The organism is Methylobacterium sp. R2-1, assembly GCF_014191355.1.
Lineage (GTDB): Bacteria > Pseudomonadota > Alphaproteobacteria > Rhizobiales > Beijerinckiaceae > Methylobacterium.
Map to the genome: position 1 here is coordinate 76253 of NZ_JACHWM010000018.1, position 14405 is coordinate 90657.

Annotated in this window: 14 protein-coding genes and 2 pseudogenes; 4 read left to right on the forward strand and 12 right to left on the reverse strand. The window is 62.7% G+C overall.

From position 1 onward, the window contains the following. Positions 1 to 420 precede the first annotated feature (420 nt). On the reverse strand, positions 421 to 903 hold the full coding sequence (locus FHU13_RS22785; RefSeq protein WP_183438133.1) for a hypothetical protein: 483 nt from the start codon (positions 901 to 903) through the stop codon (positions 421 to 423). A gap of 638 nt (positions 904 to 1541) precedes the next feature. On the opposite strand from FHU13_RS22785, the gene FHU13_RS28625 reads away from it, so the two are divergent. The 3 genes and pseudogenes from FHU13_RS28625 to FHU13_RS22795 all read left to right on the forward strand — a co-directional run bounded on the left by FHU13_RS28625 (position 1542) and on the right by FHU13_RS22795 (position 3308). Next, positions 1542 to 1835 carry a GCG_CRPN prefix-to-repeats domain-containing protein gene (locus FHU13_RS28625; RefSeq protein ID WP_246714805.1) on the forward strand — a complete coding sequence of 98 codons (294 nt, stop codon included), beginning with the start codon at positions 1542 to 1544 and terminating at the stop codon, positions 1833 to 1835. Positions 1836 to 2177: 342 nt separating this feature from the next. Continuing rightward, positions 2178 to 2460: pseudogene (locus FHU13_RS22790) on the forward strand (transposase); the annotation flags it as partial. Between the two features lie 94 nt (positions 2461 to 2554). Continuing rightward, positions 2555 to 3308: pseudogene (locus FHU13_RS22795) on the forward strand (IS5 family transposase). Between the two features lie 158 nt (positions 3309 to 3466). On the opposite strand, the gene FHU13_RS22800 reads toward FHU13_RS22795, so the two are convergent. Continuing rightward, positions 3467 to 3898: a CBS domain-containing protein gene (locus FHU13_RS22800; protein WP_183438193.1), complete on the reverse strand. Its 432-nt coding sequence runs from the start codon at positions 3896 to 3898 to the stop codon at positions 3467 to 3469. A 443-nt stretch (positions 3899 to 4341) separates the two neighbouring features. On the opposite strand from FHU13_RS22800, the gene FHU13_RS22805 reads away from it, so the two are divergent. After that, positions 4342 to 4584, forward strand: a complete 243-nt coding sequence (locus tag FHU13_RS22805; protein WP_183438197.1) for a hypothetical protein — start codon at positions 4342 to 4344, stop codon at positions 4582 to 4584. 509 nt (positions 4585 to 5093) lie between these two features. Here FHU13_RS22805 and FHU13_RS22810 read toward each other — a convergent pair. The 10 genes from FHU13_RS22810 to FHU13_RS22855 all read right to left on the reverse strand — a co-directional run bounded on the left by FHU13_RS22810 (position 5094) and on the right by FHU13_RS22855 (position 14275). Next, positions 5094 to 6212 carry a site-2 protease family protein gene (locus FHU13_RS22810; RefSeq protein ID WP_183438134.1) on the reverse strand — a complete coding sequence of 373 codons (1119 nt, stop codon included), beginning with the start codon at positions 6210 to 6212 and terminating at the stop codon, positions 5094 to 5096. Positions 6213 to 6980: 768 nt separating this feature from the next. Then, the gene (gene lon, locus FHU13_RS22815; RefSeq protein ID WP_183438135.1) at positions 6981 to 9392 is read right to left on the reverse strand and encodes an endopeptidase La; all 2412 of its coding nucleotides are present in this window, start codon (positions 9390 to 9392) and stop codon (positions 6981 to 6983) included. A 13-nt stretch (positions 9393 to 9405) separates the two neighbouring features. Continuing rightward, entirely contained in the window at positions 9406 to 9813 is a 408-nt protein-coding gene (locus FHU13_RS22820; RefSeq protein WP_153876859.1) for an Hsp20/alpha crystallin family protein, read from the reverse strand. Between the two features lie 103 nt (positions 9814 to 9916). Continuing rightward, positions 9917 to 10198, reverse strand: coding sequence for a chaperone modulator CbpM (locus FHU13_RS22825; protein WP_183438136.1), 282 nt, complete (start codon positions 10196 to 10198; stop codon positions 9917 to 9919). After that, complete coding sequence (locus FHU13_RS22830) at positions 10195 to 11106, reverse strand: DnaJ C-terminal domain-containing protein (protein ID WP_183438137.1); 912 nt, start codon at positions 11104 to 11106, stop codon at positions 10195 to 10197. Before FHU13_RS22830 ends, FHU13_RS22825 begins: the two co-directional genes overlap by 4 nt. Before the next feature lie 349 nt (positions 11107 to 11455). Next, on the reverse strand, positions 11456 to 11953 hold the full coding sequence (locus FHU13_RS22835; RefSeq protein WP_183438138.1) for an HPF/RaiA family ribosome-associated protein: 498 nt from the start codon (positions 11951 to 11953) through the stop codon (positions 11456 to 11458). A gap of 508 nt (positions 11954 to 12461) precedes the next feature. Next, a complete protein-coding gene (locus FHU13_RS22840) occupies positions 12462 to 12626 on the reverse strand; it encodes a hypothetical protein (protein ID WP_183438139.1) in 165 nt (54 codons plus the stop codon). Next, positions 12620 to 13048: a hypothetical protein gene (locus FHU13_RS22845; RefSeq protein ID WP_183438140.1), complete on the reverse strand. Its 429-nt coding sequence runs from the start codon at positions 13046 to 13048 to the stop codon at positions 12620 to 12622. Before FHU13_RS22845 ends, FHU13_RS22840 begins: the two co-directional genes overlap by 7 nt. A gap of 371 nt (positions 13049 to 13419) precedes the next feature. Next, positions 13420 to 13602, reverse strand: coding sequence for a hypothetical protein (locus FHU13_RS27965; RefSeq protein ID WP_246714806.1), 183 nt, complete (start codon positions 13600 to 13602; stop codon positions 13420 to 13422). 190 nt (positions 13603 to 13792) lie between these two features. Beyond that, complete coding sequence (locus FHU13_RS22855) at positions 13793 to 14275, reverse strand: Hsp20 family protein (RefSeq protein ID WP_183438141.1); 483 nt, start codon at positions 14273 to 14275, stop codon at positions 13793 to 13795. Positions 14276 to 14405: the final 130 nt, after the last annotated feature.

Below are 14405 nucleotides of genomic sequence, written 5' to 3' on the forward strand. Positions count from 1 at the left end.
TCCATAAGCTTCGGCTTGACGCGCCGCCTTGAGCGCGCGCTCACCACATCAGTTGTGACAGCAACGGCCGCATCGATCGCTAGTAGCGCTCTTCCTCGACCGGCCGGCCTTCGTCTCTGGACCTCCCCCAGGCGTTCTGGAAGCTGACGCCCTCCCAGGTGGTGACGGCGTGCAGTTCGGCGGAAGACCCCGCGGAGATGCACGACGGCGCTCAGACTGGAAACGGGAATGCAGCGTACCGCACGAGGAAAGTCGTCGCATCGAGCCGTACGAGCGATTTCCCCTCGGTTGTGCACCTTCCAAGCCGGGAAGATGACAGAGCCTTCCCGAGTGTTCACCTAGGTTACCCAGACCTCGGAATTCAGATGACGGCCCACAGTCCGTGCACTGCGACCCGCCGAGGACGCCACGGCAGCTCGATCAGGCGGCAATCTGGTCTTTCCCATGAGTAATTTCCTCGGCTCGGACCGGAAACTCCGCTTGAACGGCCTCGGCGACACGAGCCAGCCAAGCCTCGGCTCGTTGCGCCCGCATCTCCGCTGCCCGCGTGCGTTCTTCTGCAGCTTCGACGGCCTCCTCGGCCCATCGGCGCAGCTCCCGCTCACGCGCCTCGGCCGCCTCCGCTCGCCCGACCGCAGCGCTCAGCTGCTCGCGGACCTGGGCGACCAGTTCCTGCAAGCGCTTGGTCAGTGCCCGCGTTTGTTGCTCGGTCTCTCGAACGTAGCGTCCCGCTGCCTGGATTGCAGCGACCAGCTCTGCTCCGTTCCAGGAATCCCGCGTCGCTTGAACCGTGGTATTCTCGTTGGCCTGCTCCGGGTGGGCCGGCGATGCGACGATAACCGAAGACCAGCCTGAACCTTGTTGCGTCGTGTCTTTCCAGTCTGAAGGCGCGTTTTCGCTCATCTGACGTATCCTCCTGCTTTGAACCCATAGATGGCTGCCGATCGGTCCTGCCCGATCCTGTGGACCGGCCCGTGGCTTCGGCTCGGATGCACGTTCAGAACACGTAACTGCCTTGCCGACGAACCAGAGGCCCTCGACCAATAGAGTGCACACGCAAGGAGATAGATGTCAGCGTCGCAGATCAGGTGCAGCCGACGCAAATTCCCCGTGTGATTGACGCATCCTCCTCTTGCTCCTTCGTGCGCTTCTCGATGTTCCGTACTGCGGCTGGATCGAGGCTGCCTGGCCGCGGCACGACGCGTCCGGTCGGCGCGGTGTTCGGCACCGTGATCGGGGATCGTGATCCCTCCATATCGCCTGCTCGGCCACTAGGCTGGGCCGAACAAGGGTCAGGCACGTTCGCGGCGAAGACCAGCATCGCCGCAGCAAGGAATCTTGAGCGCATGACAACCTCCATGCTCAGACCTTCCTCCTTGCAATGATCTAGTGGGATCCGCCTCCAGCCAGAAGATGCAGTGGATGCAGAGCGCACTGCGCGACTATGAAAATTCAGTATCGCTGCAACGCGGAACCGGGCCAGTGCGTTTTCGTTACACGGATAGGGTGGATGATTGTCCCACCTGGAGGAGGTGCAAACCATGCTCTGGAAACTTGCAGGTGCTGCCGTCCTTGCCCTGGGAATATTGGTCGGCACCGGCTCGTCGGCCGAGGCACGCGACGGATGCGGCCCCGGCTTTCACCGGAACTTCTACGGCTTCTGTCGTCCGAACTTCTACGGTCCGGTCTTCTATAGTCCGCCTTGGCGTCGGCCCTGGGGATGGCACCGAGCCCGCTTCTACAGGCCGTATTGGGAACGGCCCTGGGGCTATCACGGAGTCGGATTCGATCGGCCGTGGCGCTGGCATTATCACGGGTGGCACCATCGGTGGTGAAAACCCGGCAGGTCTGTTTGCCGTCTTGAGCGCGACGACGCCGCCTGCTTAAGCAGGCGGCTTCTTACGACAGCCCCACGGCAGCCCGCCTGCTCACGTCTTGAAGGCACCCTATCCCGGACTATCGGAAGGCTCGCCGACACACGATCCTGACAGCCACCACGTCACGATCCAGCGCGCGGCTGCAGTATCAGCCATGTATTCACTCCTGCAGGGCTCAATCTCAACTGTGCTGCACTGCAGCAGGTTTGCGATGTGCCGCTTGGACCACCAAGTCGAGTTCGACCCCGGCGTTCGGTACTCCACGTACAGTCTTTCGTTTCGGTGCTGAATCCCGCCGAGGTGGGCACGGGCCAAATCCTGCTGGGTGGTCGGGGCCTACGACAGGGACGCGCTGCGGGACCGGATGGCCGAGCAGGGGGCGTGGGCGAATGTGAAGCGGATGCCCAACCGCAAGCAGGTGCTGGCCTTCAGCCCGTTCCTGTACAAGTACCGCAACTTGGTCGAGCGCTTCTTCGGCAAGATCAAGCACTTCCGCGCCGTCGCCACGCGCTACGACAAGGACCCCGACAACTTCCTGGCCAGCGTCAAGCTCGCAGCCCTGCGTGTCTGGCTGCGAGCTTAATGAGTCCGCGACCTAGGTAGGGAACTCATACAACCAATTGCTGTCTCTTGCGGTTTCTTCCTGAGTATGGGGTTTCCAGCTCAGGAGGATCGCGATGGCACGGCTGTTCTGGCTCTCGGACGAAGCCTGGGCGCGGATCGAACCGCAGTGCCTTACGGTCAACCGGGCAAGCCGCGGGTCGATGACCGGCGGGTCATCAGCGGCATCCTACATGTGCTGAAGGTCGGCTGCCGCTGGCAGGACACGCCCTCTGCCTACGGCCCGCATACGACGATCTACAACCGCTACAACAGGTGGTCTCAGCGCGGTGTCTGGCAGCGGCTTTTTGCCAGGATCGCTGCCGCAGGTCCTGTCCCCGAGGAGCTGATGCTCGATGCCTCTCACGTGAAGGCACACCGCTCGGCATCCGGCGGAAAAGGGGGGCCTGGACCCAAGCCATCGGCCGCTCGCGCGGCGGCTTCACGGGCAAAATCTATTGCTTGGCCGATGGTCGTGGCCGACCGGTTGCGTTCGCCCTGACACCAGGCAACGTGGCCGACATCAGCATGGCGCTGCCTCTGCTAGAGGCCGTCGTGCCATCCAGGCGCCTGATTGCCGACAAGGCCTACGACGCACAGAGCCTGAGGGATTGGTTGAAGAGCCGCAAGGTGATCGCCACCATCCCATCCACGGCCACCCGGACGGTCCCCTACAAGCACAGCCGGATCGCATACCGGCGGCGCAATCGGATCGAGCGCCTGTTCGGCCATCTCAAAAACTGGCGGCGCGTCGCGACCCGCTATGACCGATTGTCTTGCAACTATCTGGCCGCCGTCGTGATCGTTTCCTGTGTTGTCGCATGGACCTGAATGAGTCCCCTACCTAGTGCACTGACGCGGGCAAACGTACTGCGATCAGGGTTTTCCGCGGACTCGCAGCCGCTTAGCAGGCGAGCTCATGCGCGTTCGTCCGCGTCTGTGCAGTAGCTGCTGCGCTATTCACACCATCAGTCGCCCCACTACATCTCTCACGCCGTGCTGATGTAGTCGCGCATGGCCTGCCGTTCGGCCTCTAGCACAGCCAGCTGCCGTTCGATCACATCACGGATGGAGATGATGCCGACGAGCTTGCCGCTCTCGCACACTGGCATATGGCGGAACCGGCCCTCAGTCATTAGCCGCATCACCTCGTCGTTCGTGGTCTCGCGCCGGCAAGTGACAACCTTCCGAGTCATCTGGCTTGAGACCGGCAGGTCCAGGGCGGTCGCCCCTTGGGCCGCAAGCGCGTGCATGATGTCGCGCTCTGAGATGATGCCGACAACAGTACGAGCCTCGCCCATGACGACGAGCGCACCGATGCCATTCTCGGTTAGCAGGTGGATGGCGTCCGCAAGCGGATCATCAGGCCGTACCGTGACGACAGAGGAGCCTTTCTCAGCCAGGATATGCGCAACGGTCACGATGTTCCTCCCTGAAGAAACACTATATAACGCGCGATTGCGCCCCGCCGCTCCCATCAGCGGGATGATCATACTTGAAGCCAACCGTTCCATGCGGCCGGCATAGCACAGGCGCGCAAATTTTTTCTGGCGATGTCTGTCAAAGTAGAAGCCGAAGCGGGCCGTAGCGCGTGCTGGCGCTCACCCAAACTGCGGGCCAGAGAAACATCCACTGGCGTTGCTCACACGATCAGATCTGTCCAGCTTCGACGCAGCGGCACAGCCCAACAGTGCGAACGCGGAGCCTCGCACAAATCTCGAGCTTGTCCGCTATTTACTCTTGTCTAATCTGAGAGCTCCTACGATTTCCTCAGCTACTCTGCTGAAGCAGGGCGGTAAGGCCCCGCCACATTCGCTAACTCTTCACGAGTCGAGGTTGTGGCCGGAGGCCTTGCCTGCAATAAGTGGCCTTCGAGCTTTTTGGCGTCATCCTGGGAATGATCCTGCTCGCCACGCCGCAGATCTTTGATGAAGCCGGCGAACTGCTGGCACCTTGGAGTGCCGTGTTAGACGGTGCTCCGGTCATGCGCTTCGCGTTCTCGGCCGCGGCGGTCCTGGCGCTCGGCGCGATGAACTGGTTGGTGTGCGATCAGGACCGCAAGGACACACAAGTCACGGCCGAGAGCGCGTCACAGCCGCGGGATTGAGCGGCCAGCCCGATGAGGCCAGCCGCCAGGGTTTGCGCTAGATGTTTGATCCCCGGGGTACAATGGCCACGAAGAGCGGCAGCATCCGCAAGTCTATAGCCGGCGAGCGAACATCTGACCCCAAGTGGACATTTGGGTTGCCGCCGGCCAAGGTCCGGACGGGTGCAGGCTCTGTGAAATCGCGAGCCAGCCGCGTTGCCGTAGACAGTCTTCTGTGACGTGCGGGTTGAAGCCGCCTCGCAGGCCATTGCACGGCCTCCGACCGGCCGATATCGTTGGTTCAGGAGATAAACTTTCTACCGCGATCCGTGCCACTTTTGTTTTCACACCGTTCGGTTGGGGAGCCAACCTTCGGGCTTGAGCCTTTTAACGTCCGCAGGCGGTTCGAAGCGGACCGTTGGAGGATTCAAGTCCGCATTAGGGGAACGGCGCTTCGCCAACTGGAAGTTATGAGACATGCTGCTGGTGCAGTGGCCTACAAGCACCTGTCCAGCACTGCTCTGCCTCGCTCAGAGGAAAGGCCGGATCCGCGGTACAAGGGATGGACGCCGCTGAGGGTGCGCCGTCTGAACCATCATCATCTCGCCGACGTTCTCAGGCGTGATCAGGCCCACGAGCCTGCCAGACGCGTCTGTTACCCCAATTGCTGGTAGCCGTTTCTCCTGCATCAGACGAAGAGCACCTTCGAGCGGCTGGCGGTCCCGCACCACTGGAATGTCGGAACGCATCACTTCCGTCACCGAAGTTTCAGGACCGCGGTCACGGAGAGCGCGGATCATGTCGTCTCGAGTGAGCACGCCTCGCAGGTGTCCCATCCCATCTACAACGGGGAACTCGTGTTGTGTCGTAGTGATCAGGCACTGCACCGCATCCTCGACCTGACTACCCGGCCGTAGGCTCTCGAAGCGCGTGATCATCACGTCCGCCGCCAGCAAGCCGCGCGAGACTTGGCGCATCTGCACAGCATGAGCTTCAGAGGCAGCACCCATGTAGACGAAGAACGCGATGAACATCAGCAGCGGATTACCGCCAAGTAGGCCCCAGAGGCCGAACACGAAGGCGAGTGCCTGTCCGACGCGGGAAGCGATCTGGGTACCGCGTGCGTAGCCGAGACGATGCGCCAGGATGGCGCGCAACACGCGCCCGCCATCCATCGGAAAGGCCGGGATCAGGTTGAAGGCAACCAGGAACAGGTTGACCCACAGAAGGCGTTCCAGGAGGCTAACCCCGGGGTTAGCAACTTCTGTACCAGCTTCTGAGGCCAAACCGCCAAGCACAAGAAAGAGCAAGGCCGCGATGGCGATGTTCACCGCGGGACCGGCGAGTGCAACCACGAGCTCCTGTGTCGGCTTCTCGGGAACTCGCTCTAGGTGCGCGACGCCGCCGATGGGCAGCAACGTGATTTCCGGCGTCTGGATGCCGTAGCGTCGGGCGGCAAAGACATGCCCGAACTCGTGCAGCAGCACACAGAGAAACAGCAGGACGATGTACACGACACTCTGCAGCGCCGCGCCTTGTCCACCTCGGACGAAGGCAACCACGCCGATCCATGCGAGGAAGAGCAGGAAGGTGATGTGGACACGGATCACCGTGCCCTTCACGACGCCAATTGGTAGTGACCAGCCCATTCAGATTCGCCCTCGTGACCCCTGTGCCGTGACCGCTGCAGCAGCGTCACGCTTAACTCCCTTCCCGCCTGGGCTGCACCTCAGCCAGGGCAACTAGCGCCATGCAAACCGGCGGGCGTGCCATTATACCTGTCTTGGTCTCGGCTTTCAGTTACGGCCGACCTGCGAAAGCCAGATGACCGATGAACAGGCTCATGGTGACATCCATAGGAGAGCCCCTCAGCCTGATTGGGGTGCATGACCTCACAACATCGAAGCCGAGGGCGTAGGACCTACTCGCCTCAAGCCTCTCGATCGTCAGGTTCCTGAGCAAACTGCCGAAAGAACAAGATAGTTCTGGGACTCTGTTGTCCGAAACAGCTGCCGGACCGTCTGAGGCTGACTTGATGCTGGTTCCTGACGAGGGCAATCAGCGGGCGATCGTCAAGAAAAACGTCCCCCAGCGGGCCTCAGCGTCAGCTTGAGCAGTCCGATTTGTCACGATGTCCCTGACGCTTGCCTGCACCAGATCGGCATGACGCCGAAGTTCGAGGCGGCGGGACGCGACGTGGCGGCCACTCTCCTAGGTCCTCCGACGGCCGTCCAGGCGCTAATCGCGGACGGGCACCTGATGCACACGGTCAATCGGAGCCCGAAGAACAACCGGCTGCGGAAGGTGATCTCGCCCACAGAGCTTCGGCGCGACGACCGTAATGAATAATAAAGTATTTGACCTTCCGTTTTGATGCAGCAGCACAGAGGATCAGTATCTACGCCATGCTGCTCCGGTTAGGTCACTGGACTGTGTATTGCCTCATGCTCGTCAAGAACAGCGAAGATTGCCTGCTCGACGTTCTCAAGCCAGACGAACTCGAGCGCCGCGCGCGCACTTGGGGGGATCTCTTCGTATTCGCGGCGGTTGCGTGCCGGGAGCATCACCCGCGACAGGCCCGCCGCCGCGGCGGCGACGACTTTCTCCTTGATGCCGCCCACCGGTAGGACCATCCCTCGTAAGGAGATCTCTCCCGTCATGGCCGTGTCGCTGCGCACACAGCGATCCCTGAGTAAGGATGTCAGGGCGATGAACATCGCCACACCAGCACTGGGCCCGTCCTTGGGCGTGGCACCGGCCGGTACGTGAACGTGGATGTCACTCTTCTCGAAGACAGCCTGATCGATCCCAAGCGCCCCGGCTCGGCTCTTCACGAGGCTCAGGGCCGCCTGCGCACTCTCGCGCATGACATCACCCAGCTGTCCGGTAAGGATCAGATTGCCCTGGCCGGGCGCACGCGTTGCTTCGATGAACAGGATGTCGCCACCCACCGGCGTCCAAGCTAGCCCTGTTGCGACGCCGGGCACGCTTGTGCGCATCGCGACCTCGTTCTCGAACCGAGGTGGCCCGAGGACGGAAGCAAGCTCACCAACCCCGAAGCGGACTCTATCCGCACTACCTTCGGCAATCCGGACGGCCGCGTGGCGGAAGAGCCGCCCGATCTCACGTTCCAGGTTTCGAACGCCCGCCTCGCGGGTGTATGCACGGATCATCTCCGTGAGAGCCTGATCCCCGACCTCGACCTGCTCCGGCGTCAGCCCGTTCGCCTCAAGCTGGCGGCGGATGAGGTAGCGGCGAGCGATCTCGTGCTTCTCGTCCTCCGTGTAGCCGGCCAGGCTGATGACCTCCATCCGATCGCGCAGCGGGCTTGGTATCGTGTCCAGCATGTTGGCGGTGGCAATGAACGCAATGCGGGACAGATCGAACGGGACGCCGAGATAGTTGTCGCGAAACGTACCGTTCTGTTCAGGGTCGAGAACTTCCAGCATGGCGGCGGAGGGGTCACCTTGGATTCCGCGGCCCATCTTGTCGATCTCGTCGAGCATCACAACGCAATCGCGAGCTCCTGCCTTCCGGACAGCCTGGATGATGTTGCCCGGCATCGCACCAACGTACGTGCGCCGATGTCCACGGATCTCCGCCTCGTCGTGCACCCCACCAAGGCTCACCCGGACGAAGCTCCGTCCCATCGAGCGTGCAATCGACTGGCCGAGCGAGGTCTTGCCCACGCCGGGCGGCCCCACGAAGCACAGGATCGGTGCCTTGCCGTTCGGCGCGAGCTTGCGCACCGCGAGGTACTCAATGATGCGCGCTTTGATCTTCTCGAGACCGAAGTGGTCGGCGTCTAGGATCTGCCGCGCCTCGGCGATGTTGATGGGCTTCTCCTTCGGCAGTGCCCAGGGCAGCTCGATCAGCCAATCGAGATAGGTGCGGATCATGCCGGCCTCAGCTGCCGCCTCCGGCATCCGCTCGTAACGGCGCAATTCCTTGCGCGCTTGCGTCTCCACCTCCTCAGGCATCTGCGCCCGCGTGATCGCCTCATTAAGCTCAGCCACCTCCTGGGCTCGGCCGTCGTTCTCGCCGAGCTGGCGCTGGATGGCGGCCATCTGCTCGCGCAGGATAACCTCCCGCTGGCGCTCATCGATGGCCGCCTTTGTCTGAAGTCCGATCTCGTTGGTGAGGCGCAAAACCTCCAGCCGCTCGGCCAAGAGCCGCAGGACCTTATCCATGCGCGGTATGAGATCGACGGTCTCCAGGATCTCCTGCTTCTGCTCCGGCCCGATATCCATGTACGCCGCTGCGAGGTCGGTAAGCGCGGCAGGTGAGGTCGTCGCCTGAAGGGCTGTGATGAGTTCCTGTGGAGCTTGGGGAAGGAGTTGCAGAGCCTCGACGGCCTGGCTCTGCAGGTGACGAAAACGGGCTTCGACCTCCGGTGTCTGGATCTCGGGCTCAGGAATTTGAAGCACCCGCGCGATAGGGAAGGGAGTGCCCGGGAGATAGTCGAGTACGCGGAATCGCTGTGTGCCTTGGAAGATGGCGTGATGGGTTCCATCCGGCGCAGTCATGTACCGGACGATGTTGGCGATCGTACCGACACGGTAGAGATCGTCCGGGCCAGGATCTTCGATGCTGGCATCCCGCTGCATGAGAATGCCGACAGGACGTTCCTCGCGCACGGCGCGCTGAGCCGCTGCAATGGACTTCGCGCGTCCCAGGATCATCGGACCGATGATGCCAGGGAACAGCACGGTATTCCTAGCAGGCACCAGAATGAGGCCGTCTTCCGGAAGAGTGGGATTTGAAACCGCAGCATGCGGATCGTTCGCGTCGCCGTTGGACGTTCCAGAGAGGCTGTCGAGATGAGCCAAGAGAAGCGCCTCCTCAGCGGATCTTATCGAGCTGCACGACGAGGCAGCCGTCGGCCGCGAAGTGCCGGACGGAGTAGCGACCGGTCGGCAGTGGGATCCTGCGCTCGAAGCGCCCCTGCGGCAGCTCAAGTCGATGGATGACGGCGTTTCTCAGCTCGGGTGGCAGCACGCGCTTCCCCTGCACGAGAAGACTTCCGTCCTCAATCAACGCAGTGACCTGGTTTGGATCCACTCCCGGCAGGGCGATCAGAACGAGGACTGCCCTGTCGGTCTCGAGAACGTCCACCGGCGGTTCCCAAGCAGGTTCGCGCTGCGCAGTCGGGCGCTGAGGCCGGAACAGCTCGCGGTGCATTCGCTCCGCTCGCGTCAGGGCGTCGATGGCCTCAGCCAGCATCCAACCTGCCGGGTTCCTGTTCGGCATGCACGTCTCCTGAGATGCGGGTGTCTAGGAAATGCAGCTCGCTCCCTAAAGTGCCCAAGAGGTGGCATTCCTAGGAGATCCGGACAGCCAACGTCGATCTGTTTCAGCGTTCCGCCCTGGCAGCAGAGCTCTGCAGCACTTCTCGGAGCACGGATCGAAGTCCGTGCACCTGATCGAGGAGATCGAGAATGATCCCGATTCCGTCTGCGTTGACTCCGAACTCGTCGCCGAGGTGCCGGATCAGCTGCCCTCGCGCCAGGTCGATCTCTGACAGGCTCGCGCTGGACGACCCGGTGTCATCCAGCAAGAGCCAACCCTCGGAAGTCCAGAGCTGGAGCGTTGCGCTCCCGATACCAAGACGGCTGCAGAATTCTTCGCGCGTCATGCCTCGCGCTCCAGGTCGCGACGCGGATTGTGAGCAAGCCCGCGCTGCCAGTGTGTGACGAACGTCTCCAGATCCGGATCGTTCTCTGGCAGCACTACCTGCAGGGTGACGTACATGTCGCCATGTCCGCCCTGAGGCCGCAGCACGCCCTTACCGCGCAGCCGCAGCACCTTGCCGGTGTTGGACCCCTTTGGGATAGACATAGTCACCCGACCGGTCGGCGTCGGGACCTCGACGCGACCGCCGAGCACGGCTTCCGTCAAGGAGATGGGTAGATCGAGCCGGATGTCGTCCCCCTCGCGGCGGAACAGCCGGTGAGGACGCACCTCCAACTGAACCAGAGCATCGCCAGGCTGTGCACCGCCCAGGCCGGGCTCCCCCTTGCCTGCCAGGCCCAGAATCTGCCCGTCGCTCACGCCGGCCGGAACGACAAAATCGAGCGCTGTCCCGTCCGGCAGGACGACGTGCTTGTTAGTGCCGTTCACCGCCTCCAGGAAATCGATCGGAAGTCGCAGGTGGCGGTCGGCTCCGCGCATGCGGAAGCTCGTTCCGGTACGACGTCGTAGGAGCTCCGAGAGGAGGTCGTCCGTGCCGGTCATGTCCTCGAAACCTGCCGCCGACGCATAGGGATGTCCGTCGCTGGCGTCGGCGAAGTCGCGGTAGAACCGGTGCGGCGGCTTCTCCGTGCCCGACGCGTCGATCTCTCCGCGATCGAAGCGCGCTCGCTTCTCTGGATCGCCGAGGATGTCGTAGGCCCCCGAAATCCGTTTGAACGCCTCGGCAGCCCTTGGATCGCCAGGATTCAGATCGGGATGATGCTTCTTCGCCAGCTTACGGAACGCCCGCTGGATTTCCTCGGCCGACGCGTCGCGTTTAATGGCAAGAACGTCATAAGGATTGTCGCTCAAGGATCCTGCCTCCGCAAATTATCGTTGCGGCGTGGAATGGAAGAGACCGCGGCATCGAAGCGGTCAATGACTTGATCTTAGGACTGCGCGGGCCGGAGGCGCTGGGGAGCCTGCCTTTCGGACGGACTGGCCCGAGGCCAGACATTCCGGCGGGCTCAGCGGCCGCACCGGTAACCGGTTGGTGAGGCGGATCAGGGAGCCCGAAAGATCGCGAGAGCGGACACGAGCAACGGTCCAAGCCACTCGATCCCGCGGTTTCCGAGTGCGGCAGGAAGCGAAGGCCCACATGCCAAGTGTTACAGGCATGCATCCTTGCTGCCCGACCAGCGAGGGTCATCCGTACGCCAGATCACTGTGCCACGATGCGATGTGCTCCGTCTCCGCTGCCAACCTCCAGCTCCAGCGGCATCCACCCGCTGGCATCCTCGATGAGGTGCCGTAACGCTAGAGCATCTCCATCGGACTGGCGATTGGCTCGACGTCCGACCTCCCCCGGCTCGTACAGGAAGATGCCCTTGTCGAGGCGCTGGGGCTTGTCCTCTCGAAGTTCGCGCTTCGCCCTTCGTAGCTGCTTCGCGACCTTTTCGAGAGCCCTCCGGAATGCGGCGTAAGCGTTCCTGTCATCAGCCTCGCCGCTCATCATCGGTAGTGCCCCCATTTGGACGTTGACGGTACACCGATATGCACCGCCTTCCCTATTGAAATGCACTGCCGCGATGTTGAGGTTGCCAAAGTACTTACTCGCAACCTGCATGACGCCGGCACGCGCATAATCCGGCAGAACGCTGCCCAAGTCGACGTTTGAGCTTTGCACGAGGATATTGGAGCTAGAGCGTTGAGCCTTCATGACATCCTCCGTGTATATTGAATTCTCGATTGCAAAACTTTTCGCCACTTTGCTGGTTCCTCGCCTGGCCGCCGATCACATGCAGCCGTGAAGCCTTCGGCCTCCCCTTCGAACGTCGGTGGTCGGCAGGTCGTCGCGACCGTGCACGATTACTCCCTGCAAGCGCCGCATCCGTATCGCTGCACGCGGTCCGACCTTTCGAAGGTAGCGTCCCGACACTTAGGTCGGCGCCCGACGCTCCGCTTGCTCCTCGGCATGTCGGTCCGCCCCCACGCGATCGCGAGACGTTCCCGCCCAGCCACGCGACGGCGCGTTCTTCGCCGTGACCGAGAACGGGATTCTCCCTGCGGAATTCTGGAAGAGGGCTGCCTGTCTCTCTGGGGCTTCTCGTTCCGGGGGTCGGTGCATCGCTCCGGCTATGGGCTGTCGATCCTGGCTGCCAACCCGCTCGGTTGCGATGCCTCGGACCTAGACTGCTTGCTCTCGCACTCCGCGCGGCCATCGATCCTCAGGTCGGCAGTGGAAATGGTCCGTCCCGTGCCTCCTGCGGAGCCGTATCATCCATTGGCTGGGTCGGGTAGCGAAGAAGCAGCAGCAGCAGGAACGGCGCGGGAGCCATCAGGACCAAGAGACCCGAGCTCATCACGTTGGTCAGCACGAACCAAGTCAACATGACAGCCTCCCTCTCCCGAACAGGAAGCGTGCCACCGCCTCGATCCAGCGAGCGACGCGTGTCGAGCGAACCTCTGCCGCAAGGGTGGGCCAGAACTCTGCCACCGCGAGAGAGAAGGTGATCAGCCCAACGAGATGGAAGAGCCAGGACAACGGCGAGGCTTCGTTCATCCCCAGAGCCCAGGGCGCGAGCGCGACCATGGCGCCCACCAGCATTCTTCCTTTTACCTTCCACGCACGCGGATGCAGGAGAGACGACAGGCTGAGGCGCAAGAGAAGCGCGCCCCCAGAAACCGCGCAGGCCGCAACTTGGGTCAACTCGCCCAAGGCGGTCAGCCAAGGCGAAGCGAGCAGCACCGCGCCAAGCGTGCCGGTGACCAAGTACGAAGTTGTTCTATAATTGTGGTTTGCTCTTTCCAGCATCTGACCCTCCTTCCCGGAAGCAAAGATCAGGAAAAAACCTCGGACCCATGACAGAGACCCCCACGGCGGGCTCTACGAGCACAGGCATCCCACAGGATATCGCTCGCCTTCCGTCCGGGCGGCGATATGTTTCATGCCCTCCTGCAACAGCGGAACGGCAGCTTCCGGAGCACTCGGCTCTGGCCACCATGTCTCCCCAAGCCTCAGGAGCGCGCCCTCAAGCTCGTCGAACCAGAGTCGGCCGCACGGCGGCATCGCATCAGGGCGTGCCTGCGGGCCGGCTTCGGTGAAGGGCCAGAGCTCAGCGGTCGGCCGTTGTGGCCAATCTCCGCGGCCTTCTCCTGCATGGAGGCCGCCGTGCCTGCACTCCGTCAGGGACCGAAAGCCCCGAGACGCGCCGCGCTCTGGACGCGGAAGCTGCTTGCAAAGCACAGCAGGGCCGCATCCCAAGTCGTCAAGTGACCGCTGCCGAATGGCGGGCAGGCTCGGGCGATCGCCACGCCGAGCCAGACGAATCCCGTCAGGGACAGCAGCGCAGCCAAGCCTGTTGGCATGGCCGAGCTCGGGAGGAGCAGTGCCAACCCGACGCAGAGACTCTCAGACAGAAGCCAGTCGATGAGGAGCACCGTATTGCCATTCCACATTGGCAACGTGGGACGTGCGCGTCACATTCTCAGTGTCCAGCGGCGCCATTCGTTCAGGCGGAACGTCGCCATGTTCCCCTCCAATTCCGCAGACACCTTCTCAGGCGGCTTCGGCCTCGCCCTTAATCTGGGCGGGGGCGTTGTCCTGCCCGAGGGCGGCCTGCATGCCGCCGATGGTGATGCGGTGGGGCTTAAGCGCCTCTGGCACCTCGCGCTTGAGATCCACGGTGAGCAGGCCATTCTCCAGGGCGGCGCCCGTGACCCTCACGTGCTCGGCGAGGTTGAAGGTCTGGCGGAACGTGCGGGCGGCAATGCCGCGATGCAGGTACTGGCGCTCGCTCTCCTGGCTCTTCCTCTGGCCCGAGACGAGGAGCGCGGTGTCATGTTGAGTGAGTTCGATCTCGTCGGCCGTGAAGCCGGCAACCGCCATGGTGATGCGGTACTCGTCCTCAGCCACCTTCTCGATGTTGTAGGGCGGCCAAGCGCCTGTCGCTTCGGCCCTTTCGGCTTGGCTCAGCAGATCGAGCAGCCTGTCGAAGCCAACCGACGAACGAAACAGGGGCGCAACGTCGTATGTCCTCATAACCACATCCTCCGATGAGCAACGTGACTACAAGGGACGCCGGACACCGTGTGGCCGGCGCCCATAGCGCGAGCCCATGCCAGGCCTCGCACGCGCGTAACGCAGAGGCGAGCTGTGAGTTCCCGGCCAT